The organism is Natronincola ferrireducens, assembly GCF_900100845.1.
In the GTDB taxonomy this organism is placed as follows: Bacteria; Bacillota; Clostridia; order Peptostreptococcales; family Natronincolaceae; genus Natronincola_B; species Natronincola_B ferrireducens.
Window position 1 is genome coordinate 35,669 of sequence record NZ_FNFP01000005.1, and the last position, 13,570, is coordinate 49,238.

At 34.4% G+C, this 13,570-nt stretch carries 13 protein-coding genes; 12 read left to right on the plus strand and 1 reads right to left on the minus strand.

Annotated features, from left to right (window positions below; translation table 11 throughout):
• The first annotated feature begins 92 nt into the window (after positions 1-92).
• The 3 genes from BLS22_RS10850 to BLS22_RS10860 all read left to right on the plus strand — a co-directional run bounded on the left by BLS22_RS10850 (position 93) and on the right by BLS22_RS10860 (position 2,608).
• Complete coding sequence (locus BLS22_RS10850) at positions 93-881, plus strand: hypothetical protein (RefSeq protein ID WP_090553782.1); 789 nt, start codon at positions 93-95, stop codon at positions 879-881.
• Between the two features lie 63 nt (positions 882-944).
• Positions 945-1,439 carry a prolyl-tRNA synthetase associated domain-containing protein gene (locus tag BLS22_RS10855; RefSeq protein WP_090553783.1) on the plus strand — a complete coding sequence of 165 codons (495 nt, stop codon included), beginning with the start codon at positions 945-947 and terminating at the stop codon, positions 1,437-1,439.
• Positions 1,440-1,612: 173 nt separating this feature from the next.
• A complete protein-coding gene (locus BLS22_RS10860) occupies positions 1,613-2,608 on the plus strand; it encodes a hypothetical protein (protein ID WP_090553784.1) in 996 nt (331 codons plus the stop codon).
• Positions 2,609-2,645: 37 nt separating this feature from the next.
• On the opposite strand, the gene BLS22_RS10865 is transcribed toward BLS22_RS10860, so the two are convergent.
• The gene (locus BLS22_RS10865; protein WP_090553785.1) at positions 2,646-3,656 is read right to left on the minus strand and encodes a glucosaminidase domain-containing protein; all 1,011 of its coding nucleotides are present in this window, start codon (positions 3,654-3,656) and stop codon (positions 2,646-2,648) included.
• A 256-nt stretch (positions 3,657-3,912) separates the two neighbouring features.
• Here BLS22_RS10865 and BLS22_RS10870 point away from each other — a divergent pair, with 256 nt between their 5' ends.
• From BLS22_RS10870 to codB, 9 genes are all read left to right on the plus strand, one after another.
• Entirely contained in the window at positions 3,913-4,545 is a 633-nt protein-coding gene (locus BLS22_RS10870; protein WP_143011281.1) for a hypothetical protein, read from the plus strand.
• The gene (locus tag BLS22_RS10875) at positions 4,463-6,304 is read left to right on the plus strand and encodes an ASKHA domain-containing protein (protein ID WP_090553787.1); all 1,842 of its coding nucleotides are present in this window, start codon (positions 4,463-4,465) and stop codon (positions 6,302-6,304) included. The genes BLS22_RS10870 and BLS22_RS10875 overlap by 83 nt, the downstream gene beginning before the upstream one ends.
• 79 nt (positions 6,305-6,383) lie before the next feature.
• Positions 6,384-6,788, plus strand: a complete 405-nt coding sequence (locus BLS22_RS10880; RefSeq protein WP_090553788.1) for a hypothetical protein — start codon at positions 6,384-6,386, stop codon at positions 6,786-6,788.
• A 343-nt stretch (positions 6,789-7,131) separates the two neighbouring features.
• Positions 7,132-7,641, plus strand: coding sequence for a hypothetical protein (locus tag BLS22_RS10885; RefSeq protein WP_090553789.1), 510 nt, complete (start codon positions 7,132-7,134; stop codon positions 7,639-7,641).
• Positions 7,613-8,965 (plus strand): TrkH family potassium uptake protein, encoded by a 1,353-nt coding sequence (locus BLS22_RS10890; RefSeq protein WP_090553790.1) that lies wholly within the window; start codon positions 7,613-7,615, stop codon positions 8,963-8,965. The genes BLS22_RS10885 and BLS22_RS10890 overlap by 29 nt, the downstream gene beginning before the upstream one ends.
• 25 nt (positions 8,966-8,990) lie before the next feature.
• Positions 8,991-9,653: a potassium channel family protein gene (locus tag BLS22_RS10895; protein ID WP_090553791.1), complete on the plus strand. Its 663-nt coding sequence runs from the start codon at positions 8,991-8,993 to the stop codon at positions 9,651-9,653.
• Positions 9,654-9,740: 87 nt separating this feature from the next.
• A complete protein-coding gene (locus BLS22_RS10900; protein ID WP_244269529.1) occupies positions 9,741-11,117 on the plus strand; it encodes a sensor histidine kinase in 1,377 nt (458 codons plus the stop codon).
• The gene (locus BLS22_RS10905) at positions 11,117-11,812 is read left to right on the plus strand and encodes a response regulator (protein ID WP_090553793.1); all 696 of its coding nucleotides are present in this window, start codon (positions 11,117-11,119) and stop codon (positions 11,810-11,812) included. The genes BLS22_RS10900 and BLS22_RS10905 overlap by 1 nt, the downstream gene beginning before the upstream one ends.
• Positions 11,813-12,293: 481 nt before the next feature.
• Positions 12,294-13,568: a cytosine permease gene (gene codB / locus BLS22_RS10910; protein ID WP_090553794.1), complete on the plus strand. Its 1,275-nt coding sequence runs from the start codon at positions 12,294-12,296 to the stop codon at positions 13,566-13,568.
• Positions 13,569-13,570 lie beyond the last annotated feature (2 nt).

Below are 13,570 nucleotides of genomic sequence, written 5' to 3' on the forward strand. Positions count from 1 at the left end.
CTTTGCAAATCCTGTATAGGATGATTATGATAAATTCCTTCATAAATATAAAATATTGAAGGTGGCTTAATAGTAGAAGGAGGCAGTAATAAATGAAGAACTTAGATAATAGATTCTTAACAAGATTTTACTACGTTATTATAGATGATGAAACTGACGAAGAGGGGGTTATAGTTTCTAGTCATAACAACCCTGAAGAAGCAAAAAAATTGATTTTCTATTTTCAAGCAAAGGTGTATAACGATATTTGTGACAATATTCATTTAGATAAAGAAGATGTTTCCAACCTTTTAACACAATATTATGGTTTTAGAAGAGAAAGACTCTTTGATGCAAATCAAAGGATTGAAACCATTGAATTGATTAGTGTTTGGGATGAGATGATAGACAGTTTTGATAAGATTTTTACTGAGGCTAAATATCAAAATATTGATGTTGAAGATGAATTACTGGAGATTATAGAGGAACATGACAACTTCTTTATTTTCATCAATGCTGCTACTAACCTACCAAATTGGGTAGAGGACATTTACATAGAACCCCTCACCATGAAGGTTACCCACAATGGCGTATTGATACAGGGATTAGAGCTTCTATCTGATGAAGAGGCTGATCGAATCCAAGAATTTTATCCTAAAGCCAAATTTTTTGATGCAAATACCCTTTTCTTTAATTTCAAGGATTTTCCGCCAGAAAAATATACCTTTGGATGGAATGGAAGACATATTACAATCCAAGAGGTGCAGGAATACCCTGATAAACCAACAGAAATAATAAGACAAATGAATATTGGATACTATCTCAATACAATGGATATGAGATTGCCAATAAAAACATTAAAGGATTTACAGATGTTGAAGAAAAAAATGAGGTTACTATAGTTTTTAAGGAAAGAAAGGATAAGAAATAAGATAGACATCAATCCAAAGAAGGGAGCAGAAGGAATGGAGGAAAAAGAGTTAAAAGCTTATGAGGTGTTGGAACAATTAAACATCCCCTATAAAAAATATACCCATCCCCCTGTAGCAACGATTGCTGCAATAGAAGAACTAGATGAAAAGATGGAAGTAATGCATTTTAAAAATTTGTTTCTGAGGAATTCTAAGGGGGATAAGCATTACTTAGTATTGGTGGATAGTACAAAGAAAGCCAACACCAAGTTGATTGCTAGAGAAATTGGCAGCACCAGACTAAGTTTTGCATCCGATGAGAGGTTAGAAAAACATTTAGGCTTACAGCCAGGAGCTGTATCTCCTATGGGGTTAATCTATGACAAAAACAAAGAGGTGGAAGTGTTAATCGATAAGGATTTAACCTTCCAAGAAAAGGTGACCCTCCACCCTAATGTCAATACCGCCAGTGTTACCATAACCTATGGAGATCTTTTAAGGTTTTTGGATTGGTGCGGCAACAAAAGACAGTTTGTAGAAATACCATAATATATATAAGTAGAAATTGGTTGATACTTTTACGTTGACTGATTTCTATTTTTTTACAAAATTCCACCCTAATAAAGGGTTTTAAAGGGTCTATCTAGAAAAATAATAGGGTTAAGAAATAAGCCATAACCAATTGTTAAGACATAGTTCCATCGAGTGGAAAGGAGGCAGTTATGAAGGAGTCAGACAATCATGAAGTAAAGATAGAGGAAAAACAAGATCGGATTTTTTCAGTTTTAACAGGTATAACAGCGGTGGCGGGAGTTGCAGTAGTTTTTTTGTTTTTTTATAGAGCCTTTGGCCATGTTCTTGTAGGGGCATTAACCATAGCCTATATAACAGGATTTTTTATGAAGCCCCTTATTACTATTATAAGGGAAAGTAAAGATAGACTTATATCCCTTCAGGAAAAGTTGTTTTTAGGATTAAGAGCCCTCTTAATTCTTATAGGTATTCAGTCAGCCTATATGATTTTTGCATCTCCTGAATACAATTTATATTGGAATTACTGGATTTTTGTAGGGATTTTGTTATTGTTAGCATGGATAACAGGAAGAGAAAATAAAAAAAGAAAGACGGATTCAGAGGAGGAAGTAGAGGAAGAAGAGTTAAGGGGATTTAAAAAGCTTAAAAAATTTAAAAGGGTAGGGGGGTTCCTATTATCTGCAATTGTAGCCCTATCTAATTTCTATTCCCTGTATACTCCTAAAAAAATTATAGCCCTAGAGGACTTAGCTCTTCCCAACTACATTTCTATGGAGGAAAGGGATGAGGTAGAAGCAACCTATGGTAGTACAGCCTATCTATTTCAACATCGGGAAACCATAACTATTGATGATGAAGAAACCCTACAGAAATTGATAGACAGCTTGGAAGGGAAAACATTGGAAAATATTCGCTACATAGAAGAACTAAATTATATGAAAATGAAGGGGATTGAAAGCCCCTATTATAGAGGTTATACCCATTATGAAGGAGCCGGTTCTTTGAAACAAGCCTGTAATGGTGAAAAGACCAGTTATATTTATGGTTTAGAGATTTATCCCAACGGTAGAGTTTACTTGATAATGTATACAGGGGGGCGACGACGGTGGACAGAGAACTTTCAAGTAGAGTTGGATTATAAAATAATAGAAACCCTATTACAGGAGGCAATTACTTTGAAATAGGGCTTTAAAGCAAACTACAAGAATCTAGTATAATTTATCAATAATTTCTCTCCAACATAGAAAAGATAGCTCTAACCCCCTGCCACCAGTTGGGATCTTCGGCATATCGCCTATTCAACCAATAAAAGGGGTCTACATGGGGAGGTAAATCTCCCAAGCTGTTATAAATCGTCCTAGCTGTAATAGCGGCTGTCTCCTCTAAAGTAGTATTATAGGCTTGCCAGCTGCCAAAGACATTAAAGGGATTATTGATCATAACATCACTATTTGGATGATCCTTTGGGATGAAGGCCTGTTCATGTCCAGCAATGGCAAATAATAAAAGAGGATTCAAATCAAAGGCTTTAGCAGTAGATACAATATAAGTAAAATAAGGCTCATCCATCAATAGAGAATTTCTTTTCTTTAAATATCCCTTTAGATTTCCTTCATCAATATCACGATAGAAAAAATAATGGGGAAAATTTCTATTAGGATTTTGAAAACGGAGGGTGACATAAGATGGCAATGGGAGGACTTCTTCCTCAAAGGAGACAATGGGGTTTATACTATTGTTTATAGTAGTAGATGGACTATTGATTAAGGGAAAAGCCAGCATTAATATAATGAAGGAACTTAAAACCCAAGGGATAGCCTTAGGATTAGGTGCAACAGCCTCCTCCTCTTGATTTTTACCATAATAGCTTTCTAATACATCTTCATGCAATGGCTCATCCATATGTTGATTAACCCACTTTGTTAAGCTAGTGAAAAAATGTTGGGAGGGTTCATGACTAGAGATAAGGGCTTCAAATACTTCATCGGCAAAAAGGTCTTGTTTTTTATTAAGGAGAATTTCCTCCACAAAATGATGGGTAATAGAATCATGAACAGGAAGCTCCAGATGTGACAAATCTCTTTTCACAACATAACTAATGGAATTCCATAGTATAGCCTCCCTTTTTTCTTCCTCCAAAGCTTCGTACTTCTGATAAATATAAATTTTAAAGTTTTCAATATCTGTTTGAGATATTATTTTTTTGTTTTTTAAGGTGTTTAAAACGTCCATACTTTTAAAACCCCTCTATCAATAAGGTTTAATATGTATATAATAGCATATATTGTAAAATAACAAAAGGAAAACTAACCTATAGAAGGCTAAAGGCTGGTTAAATTTAAGGATAAAAAACCTGAAGAATTATTGAATAATAGATTGTTAAGGGGTATGATGGAAATAGGGGAGAGATGAAAGAAAGATAAAGCTTTTACTCGGCAGGGGCTCCTATATAAAGGCTAAGGTGATAACGATGAAGAGGATTCCTATTATGAATATTGAAATAGATAAAAAAAGGGTTTTTAAAGCCATACAGCTCCAGGAGGATAGTCCTGCTTATAAGGAGACTAATAAATTATACGATCTTTTAGAAAAACAAATAAAGCATGTTGTTTCTCCTGAAATTATTTATCACCTAGATCATAAGCTAGACGTAAAAGTAGGAAAAAGCTACGAAGACAGCCAAAGGTCGTTGTATGTGGTGGTCACCCTAGGAGGAAAAATAACAGAATCAATTGCTACTTATTTCAATGAAAACCAATATTTAAAGGCATATGTTATGAATGCTTTAGCCGATGGCATGCTTTTTTCCATGGTGGAAATAAGTCGTCAATATGTTTATGAATTTGCCAAAGAAAACCATATGAATCTTACAGAAAAACTGTCTCCAGGGGATAATATTCCTTTGGAACTTCAAAAACCTATCTTAGAAAAAATTGATCCAAAGGGTGACTTAGATATAAGGATTACAGAAGGGTATATGCTAGATCCTGAAAAATCTGGGGCTTGGATGTATGGTGTCTACATGGGACAATCATTAGATGAAAACAAGGAGCATGATTGTAGGGGCTGCCACAAGAAAAATTGTCTATGGAGAGAAGAAAATGATGAAGTTAATTGTTAAAAGCCAAGAGGGTTCAAAAACATTAGATATACATAAGGAAAAATCAATACTAAGCTTGTTGCAGGAAGCCAATATTTATTTATCAGCTCCCTGTGACGGCAGAGGCACCTGTGGAAAATGCAAGATAAAGGTTTTAAAAGGAAACCTAGGGATAACCTTAAAGGATCAAGTGCATTTTTCCCATGAAGAGTTAGATAGAGGTTATAGGCTTGCCTGTTCTGCCTATCCGGAGGGTGACATAGAAATAGCTATTGAAACAGTAGAAAAGGGGTTTGCTGTTGTTACAGAATTTCAAGGATATAATAACAGAATAAATCATGGTTTTGAAGTAATAGATATTGACCTAAGTGATGGGAATTGGCAGGATACCAAGAGTATGGTGGGAGCTATCCAAAGAAACCTAGGTAAAACCTATAAAGTATCCTATAAAGCTTTGAAGAGGTTATCAGTTATAACAAACCCTTATATTAGCACTTCAAGCCTCCATGAAAGGTCAAGCCTACAGCTACTGGTGAAGGATACAAACATAGTAGATGTATTTTATAAGGAAACCATTGGCCTTTATGGTGTAGCCATTGATATAGGGACTACCACCTTAGGCTTTCACTTGATTAACCTCCAGCAGGGAGAAATAATAAAAACCTATTCAATGCTGAACTCCCAAAGAATTTATGGAGCTGATGTCATAGCTAGAGTTCAAAGGGCTAACGCTGGAAAGCTAGAAGTCTTAAATCAACTTATTAAACAGGATATCATAACAGGAATAGAAAATCTTTTAAAGGATGCTGATATTGACAAAGGAAACATATACTCTATAGCAATAGCTGGGAACACCACCATGCTGCATCTTTTATTAAAGCTTTCCCCTGAGACATTGGGACAGTTTCCCTTTACTGCTGTTACTTTGGAACTAATATCCTTCAGTTTTAAAGAAATATTTGATAGTCCTCTCTTAGACTGCGGAGTTGTCCTTCTTCCGGGTTTAGATGCCTACATAGGTGCTGATATTGTAGCAGGAGTTCTTTATCATGAATTTTCTAAAACAGAAGAGATTAATATGTTGATTGATATAGGCACCAATGGAGAAATGGTCATAGGCAATAAACATAGTATGCTAGCTACTGCCACTGCTGCTGGACCAGCTTTTGAAGGTGGAAATATAACCTGTGGTACCGGATGTATTATGGGAGCCATCACTTCTATTACATACAATGGACAAACCTTCAACTATGAAACAATGGGAAATAAGAAACCAGTAGGAATTTGTGGTTCCGGTATTATAGACATCATGGCCGAGGGTCTTCGGTATGGGTGGATCGATAGTACCGGAAGATTATCGGAGGCTTTTTCAAATGGAGAAGTGGTTTTCTACCAAAATAGTGGGGGAGATAGGATAAATTTTACCCAAAAGGATATAAGAGAGGTGCAATTGGCTAAATCGGCTTTAAGGTCAGGGATAGAATGCCTCATAAAACAGTATGACGTTGACTATGATGCTATTAAGCGTATCTATTTAGCTGGTGGATTTGGAAGCAATATTAATATAGAGGCTGCCATGAAGATAGGACTGCTACCAAGGGAATTTAAGGATAAAATAAAATTTGTAGGCAACACTTCCCTTGGAGGGGCAGTAAAATATCTACTAGATAGAAACTGTGGAAAGGATTTAGAGGCTATTATGAAGGCAGCAAAGCCCATCAACCTTTCCACAGACCCCCAATTTAATCATCTATTTATGGAGAATATGCTGTTTCAATAGGATTTACTAGCACCTTTTTTGTAGATGGACATAATATATTATCGAAAATAGAGATGTACGAAGGAGGTGCAAAGGAACTATGGAAGCAGTGTCAAAAAAAATTTCAAACTATAATCTCGACATGATTATGTTTCCTAGTGAAGAGCTAGGACAGTTTGATGAATTTATGACCCAATATGGAGAGTTATCAGAACCCTATGTTTATAGAGAAATTGCAGAAGTAAAAAGTAAGGTATCCAAGGAAGTACTGCAGCAACACATTAAAAATCTGGATGCACTATATCAAATGGATGGCTTTGTAACCGACAGCCATAGACAACGAATCCACATAGTGAGGAGCATATTAACAGAAGATATTCCATCAGAGAATAATCTTCATTTATCAAAGGATGTAGAAGGACAATTTCTATATGGTAGTAGTCTTCTTCTTTGGTTTTTAACCCTATTGGCAATATGGAGAAGACCCTATGGCTGGGGGTACTAACCCTTCAATACCGATAAATAAGGGAAAGAACTTTTATAGTTCTTTCCCTTATAAAATTATGGGTTACTATAAAACTCTATAATTGTTATGATGAATTTTACTGCTTTTTCCATAAAACCAATAGGTATGTACTCATATTTTAAGTGGAGGTAATGAACTTGTGTACTCAAAACATCTTTAATAGTAATTTGCATAGGTCTATTATTAGGAAATTTTAGGATTCAAAGATTATCTTTTAACCTATAAATATACAATATTAACATAATATTAACATCAATCAACAAATATTAATACAAACTTTATAACTATAGCATTAAACTACTATAGAGAGGAGGAGAATTGTTTGATTTATATAGGAGTTTTAATTGCTATAGTTCTTTTGTTTCTAGGCTATTATGCAATGGTTAAAGTCGACAAGTTTATAGAAAACAATGTTGAGCATTCCAATGGAGATCTTTGTGATAAATACAAAGATTGTAGAGGAATGGAAGAAAAATTGATATTAATTTATGGGAATAATGAGATAACCAATTTAGTAAAAGATTATTGTGATTTACAGAAGTATAAATATGAATCGATAATAGATATCAATTCTATTAATTCAGAGGTTGAATATAGATGTTTATTTACACTATCCTATCATGATACAGATAATTTAATGGTTAGCTCTGTTGGATTTAAGGTATATTCTATACCCAGTGTGATTGCATTATGTAACAATCAGAATTATTTAAAAATCTATAAGGAATTTAACTTTGCCAAGACGTTGTTATATACTTATGAGACAGACAAACTTTTTAATGCTATAAAGGAGTTGGTGGAAGATGCAGTCAAAGATAAAATCAAGATTTAATTTGACTTATGCAAAGCTAAGTGCCATAGGTTTTATAATAATAATAATAATTGGTGCAATATTATTGTCTCTGCCGATTTCCTCTAAGAGTGGTGAGGTTACGCCCTTTATCAATGCACTATTTACTGCTACATCTGCAACTACGGTTACTGGCCTAGTTGTTTATGATACCTATAGTCATTTCTCTCCATTTGGACAGAGTGTTATATTGGTACTTATTCAAATTGGTGGGTTAGGGTTTATGATCATTGCAACAATGTTTCTATTGGTACTAAGGAAAAAAATAGGAATCAGAGAGAGGAGTTTTCTGAAGGAATCTGTTAATACCATTCATATAGGTGGTGTTGTACGTTTAGCAAAGCATATATTGGTTGGGACAATTCTTTTAGAAGGTATTGGTACAATAATACTTTCTATTAAGTTTAGTTCTGAAATGGGTGTTAAGGCAGGAATATTTAACGGGGTATTTCATTCGGTATCAGCATTTAATAATGCAGGTTTCGATTTGATGGGGAGATATGAGGCCTATTCATCTCTAACCAAGTACAGTAGTGATACAGTAGTCAATATTACCATCATGACCTTAATTGTGATTGGTGGTATAGGATTTGTAGTATGGGAAGATATATACAAAAACAAGCATAGGTTCCAAAAGTATCAGTTACACTCCAAGATTGTTCTGTTTACAACGGCTTTGTTGATAATTTGTTCTGCTATTGCATTTTATGTACTGGAAAGGAATAATCTTTTAGCAGATACTGGAGTAAAAGAAACCATTTTATCATCATTCTTTCAAGCCATAACACCTAGAACAGCTGGATTTAATACGATGGATACAGCAAGTCTATCAGAGGGATCAAAACTTTTAACCATGATTCTTATGATTATTGGTGGTAGTTCTGGTTCAACAGCTGGAGGAATTAAAACAACAACCTTTATCATTACTATTCTTTCTGTGATCTCTTTAGTGAGACATTCTAATGATTTGAATATATTTGGACGTAGATTAGAAGATAACATATTAAAACGGGCATACAGTATTATTACAATTTATATAACAGGTGCTTTTATAGGGATGTTATTCATTAGCCTAATTCAACCTGAGTTGGCACTGAGTGATATCGCATTTGAGGTTCTATCAGCAACAGGAACAGTCGGAATGTCTACAGGTATAACACGGCAATTGAATGTATTATCAAGATTTATTGTTATTATCCTTATGTTTTGCGGCAGAATAGGAAGTCTTGCAGTTGTGATGGCAGTTGCTGAAAATAAAAATAATGTAATTGTAAAAAATCCTTTAGAAAAAATTGTTATTGGTTAATGATATATAGAAAGGAAAGTGTAATATGATAGTAAGAAAGAAATCTATATTAATAATAGGGGTAGGTAGATTTGGTAGATATTTAGCCCTTAAATTTGTAGAATTAGGTAATGAAGTGATGGTTGTAGATCAACGGGAGGAAAGAATAAGTGACTTAATATCTATGGTAACAAGTGCTCAGATTGGTGACTGTACCAATGTGGAAGTGCTCCGCTCCCTTGGTGTTTCAAATTTTGATATTTGCTTTGTGTGTATGGGGGCTAACTTCCAATCTTCGATTGAAATAACCTATCAATTAAAGGAGTTAGGTGCAGGCTACGTTATTGCAAAGACAAATAGAGAAATCCATGAAAAGTTTCTTTTACGCAATGGTGCCGATGAAGTTGTTTACCCAGAGAAAGAAAGTGCAAATAAGGCAGCCGTAAGGCTTAGTGCTGATAATGTATTTGACTATATTGAACTAACACCTGAGTATTGTATTTTTGAAATTCCTCCTTTAGATTCATGGATTGGTAAAACCATTGCTCAAGTAGCTGTTAGGGTGAAATACAAAATTAATATACTTGCTACTAAGAATAATGAAAGGGTATTTCCCCTGCCAGGTGCAGACCATGTATTTAAAAAAGAAGAGCATTTAATTGTTGCAGGAAATAGGGCAGATATAATGCAGTTATTAAAAAAATTCTAGTTTAAATACTATGCTATAATAAATTTAGGGGGTGATCTTATTAACCAGAAAAAACAAATTCACATCATCTATATTATAAAACTTGTCTTGGTTATAACGATTTCCACCATATTATCCCTATTTTTAGGTAACTTTGGTATAGGTAAAGAAAGCATCATTATGGTGTTTTTGGTAGGTGCTTTAGTAGTGACGGTAATAACAAAAGGATATTTTTATGGCATATTTGCATCCATAATTAGTGTGCTTATATTCAACTACTTTTTTACAGAGCCTATTCATACATTCATAACCTATGACACTAATGATGTGATATTAATGGTATCATTTCTAGGCGTATCTTTGATATCAGGAACGATGACGAAAAGGTTTCAAAAACAACTACTCATTGCTCAACAAAATGAACATACAGCAATACTTCTGTATAAGATAACGAAAGGTTTTTTAAATATTACTGGACAAAAGAATATTATTATACAAGGTATTGATTATATTTATCAAAACACCCATTATAACAGTAGAGTATTACTTTTAGAAACTGGTGAAACTTATACTGATGAGCACAGGAAATTCATAACTGACAAAATGACAACAATGAAAATTCCAATTCGAGGCTTGACTAAGAAGCTTGGTGTGATGGAGATAGCCTACTCTAAAGAAAATTTTTCATTTGAGCATGAACTTCTTATTAAGACGGTGGTGACTCAAATGGGACTGTCACTTGATAGAGAATTTATTTACAATGAGCGGGAAAACATTCGTATAGCCATGGAGAGAGAGAAGATGCACAGTAATTTACTTAGGGCGATATCCCATGATCTTAGGACACCATTAACAGGCATTGTTGGCGCCAGTGGGGTTATACTTGAAAATTTAGATCAATTGGATAAATGTAATATTGAAAAACTTGTTTCTGGTATTAATGAAGAAGCTATTTGGTTAAATAGTCTTGTAGAAAACATTCTAAATATGACTCGGATTAGTGAGGGTAAGCTTATAATACAAAAGAATTATGAGGTAGTTGATGATGTTGTCTATGAGGCTATTAGGCACATCAATAATCTAGCGAAAACAAGAAATATAGTTGTATCTGTGCCTGATGAAATCGTCACACTCTTAATTGACGGAAAGCTAATTGTTCAAGTTCTCATTAATTTATTAGATAATGCTATAAAGCATACCGAAGATAATTGTAGTATATTTGTGCATGTTTACACAGAAGGTGATATGGTAATCTTTGAAGTGGCAGATAATGGAGATGGTATTGATGAGAGCATTAGAAATTCATTATTTAATAGCTTTGTAACCATTTCTAGTAATATTATAGACGATAAAAGAGGAATAGGCCTTGGTTTAGCCATATGCAAAGCTATTGTAGAAGCCCATGGTGGTAGCATATCTGTTGGCAAAGCTGTGGAAGGCGGGGCATTATTTACATTTAAATTACCTCAAGCAGGAGGAGAATAATGGAAGAAAATTTAAAGATATTAATTATTGAAGATGATAAGTATATATTAAACTTCATATCTCTTTCTTTAAAAACAAGTGGGTATACATTTGAAATTGCAAAAAGTGGTATGGAGGGAATATCATTGTTTTATAGTCATCACCCGGATATAATTCTGCTTGATTTAGGCTTACCAGATATAGATGGTATTGATATTATTAAATCAATTCGTATGATTTCCCAAGTACCAATACTAGTTGTATCTGCAAGAGGACAAGAAAATGAAAAAATCGCAGCTTTAGATGCAGGGGCAGATGATTATATAACGAAGCCATTTCATATGGGAGAGTTAATGGCACGTATTCGTGTTGTGGAGCGTAAACTAAAAAAGACAAAACAACCTGAGAACATTGAAATATTTGAGATGGATTATTTAACAATTGACTATGAGAAGAGAATGGTTTTGGTTGATGATAATGAGGTTCATTTAACACCTATTGAATATAAATTATTATTACTTTTGGTAGCTAATAAAGGTAAAGTACTGACCCATAATTATATTCTAAAGGAAGTATGGGGATATGGTGAAACTGGAGATTCAAAGTCAATTCGTGTATTTATGGCTAATCTTAGACGGAAGATAGAGAAGGACACAGCTTCTCCCCGTTTTATTTTGACGGAAGTAGGGGTTGGGTATAGATTTGCAAATGAATAAAAAAACAAACGACGGAGATAATTTTGCACACTGCCATTATATGTAGGAATAATAATATTAGGTTTAATAATAGACTTTATTCCTAAAATTAAATTTTGTTGACATAGGTATTAATCTGTGATATATTTTTATAAACTAAATATCGGTATCTTTAATTCAGTCCCGAGAGGCTGACAAGGTCACAGCAAAAACATAGTATAATAATAAATTAATAAATATTAATTTATTTGAATAATTATACATAAAAAAAGAGATAAACTCCTTGTCAGGTAAAATACTGATAAGGAGTTTTTTAGTGGCATCAATTTTCAATTGTTAAAGATACTGAGGAAATATAACTTGATTCAGTGGGTGCTTTTCTGCCACTGAATTGTAGACCAGGTTACTTGAAGGATATAGTGCTTGGTTTCCCCCTATTGAAATGGTGGGCTGAAAGGAATACAAGGAAGAATAAATAATGCAGAATTTAGGAGGATGACTTATGACAAACAAATGCCAAGATCATGATTATGCATTACAGACGGTACCGCAGGAAGGCAAGAAGGGATTTTTATCGATGTTTGCCATCATGCTGGGATTCACTTTTTTCTCAGCCAGTATGTGGACGGGAGGAACCCTAGGAACATCCCTAAATATTAAAACATTTATAGGAGCAGTATTATTAGGAAACTTAATTTTAGGAATTTATACCAGTTCATTAGCTTACATAGCCTCTAAGACAGGACTATCAACCCATTTGTTAGCTAGATATTCCTTTGGAGAAAAGGGATCTTATCTTGTATCCTTTCTGTTAGGGATTACCCAGGTAGGGTGGTTTGGTGTAGGTGTTGCAATGTTTGCTCTGCCGGTAGAAAAGGTGACAGGTATCAATGTACATCTGCTGATTTTCTTAGCCGGAATCCTTATGACGGCAACAGCCTACTTTGGCATAAAGACCTTAATGATTTTAAGTATTATTGCTGTACCCTCTATTGCAAGCCTCGGAGGATACTCTGTATGGCAGGCTGTGGAATCTGTTGGGGGGATCAATGAACTATTAGCCATAGAGCCTAAAGAAGTTATGGGTTTGGCTACAGCCCTAACCCTATGTATAGGCTCCTTTATAAGTGGAGGAACCTTAACCCCAGACTTCACAAGATTTGCAAAAAATACTAAGGTAGGTGTTTTAACAACAGGAGTGGCTTTTTTTATGGGAAATTCCTTAATGTTTATTTTTGGAGCCATAGGTGCTGCTGTAACAGGTCAAGCAGATATATCGGAAGTCATGTTTATTCAAGGGTTAATCTTACCAGCTATTATTATATTAGGCTTCAATATTTGGACTACCAATGACAATGCTTTGTATGCTTCTGGTCTTGGGTTTTCAAACATAACAAAAATAGCAAAAAACAAAATTGTAATTGTCAATGGATTAATAGGTACTGCAGGGGCCATGTTTTTATATAACAACTTTGTAGGATGGCTTACCTTCTTAGGTTCCTTTATTCCATCCATTGGTGGAATTATAATTGCTGACTACTTCTTTGTTAACAGAGAGAAATATGATACCTTTGAAGAGGAAGGGTTTGAAACAGTAAATAAATATGCTATTGGAGCTTGGGTACTGGGGGTATTAGCGGCTAGATTTGTACCAGGAATACCTCCACTGAATGCAGTTGTTGTTTCTGCCCTAGGGTATATAGCCATTACCAAATTGACAAAAGCAAATACAGTGAAAGATACAAAGGTAGAAATCAATACTGCAACAGGAAACTAGGA